Annotated in this window: 2 protein-coding genes; both read left to right on the top strand. The window is 67.6% G+C overall.

Features of this window, described 5'->3' with window-relative positions; translation table 11 throughout:
- On the top strand, nt 1-481 hold a 481-nt coding region (gene hemH, locus ACXJL8_RS41910), incomplete at its 5' end, for a ferrochelatase (RefSeq protein WP_456687128.1).
- A 37-nt stretch (nt 482-518) separates the two neighbouring features.
- A partial coding sequence (locus ACXJL8_RS41915; protein WP_456687129.1) for an ABC transporter substrate binding protein occupies nt 519-1,021 on the top strand: 503 nt, incomplete at its 3' end.

A 1,021-nucleotide genomic window follows, 5' to 3' on the forward strand; every position in this document is an offset into this window, starting at 1 on the left:
GGCCTATATCGAGGCGCTCGCGACCTCGATCGAGGCGCATCTCGCCACGCTGCCGTTCAAGCCGGAGCTGATCGTCGCCTCCTTCCACGGCATGCCGAAATCCTATGTCGACAAGGGCGATCCCTATCAGGGCCACTGCGTCGCCACCACCGAGGCGCTGCGCCGCCGGCTCGGGATGGACGCCTCGAAACTGCTGCTGACCTTCCAGTCGCGCTTCGGCAATGACGAGTGGCTCCAGCCCTATACCGACAAGACGATGGAGCGTCTCGCCAAGGAAGGCGTGCGCCGCATCGCGGTGGTGACGCCGGGCTTTGCCGCCGACTGCCTGGAGACGCTGGAGGAGATCGCGCAGGAGAATGCCGAGATCTTCGGGCACAATGGCGGCGAGCAGTTTTCCGCGATCCCCTGCCTCAACGACAGCGAGCCGGGCATGGACGTGATCCGCACCCTGGTGCTGCGCGAGCTCCAAGGCTRGATATAAGGCTGGATATGATGAGTCTGGATCTGAGGGGCGCCCGATGAACCGCCGCGAGGTCCTGGCGCTTCTCGGGACGATCGCCGCGCTGCCGCCGGCGGCACTGGCGCAGTCGAACGCGACGCGCCGGCTCGGCGTGCTCACCGTCACGGCCGATGACGATGCGGTCGGACAGACCCGCAGCGCCATCCTGGTCGAGGCGCTCGCCGGGCATGGCTGGAAGGAGCACGGTAACCTCAAGGTCGACTGGCGCAGCGGCGGCGGCGACCGGGCGCGCATCGCGCGGCTTGCGGACGAGCTGATCGCGCTCAAGCCCGACATCCTGCTGGCGGTCGGCACGCCCTCCGTCGAAGAGCTGCGCAAGCGCACCGCGACGACCCCGATCGTGTTCGCCGTGGTGACCGATCCCGTCAGCCAGGGTTTTGTCCAGAACCTCGCCCATCCCGGCGGCAACATCACCGGCTTCACCGATTATGACGGCCCCCTGGCCGGCAAATGGCTGGAGATGCTGACGCAGGTCACGCCGCGGGTCGCCCGCGTCTTCGT

Source organism: Bradyrhizobium sp. P5_C11_2 (assembly GCF_054049755.1).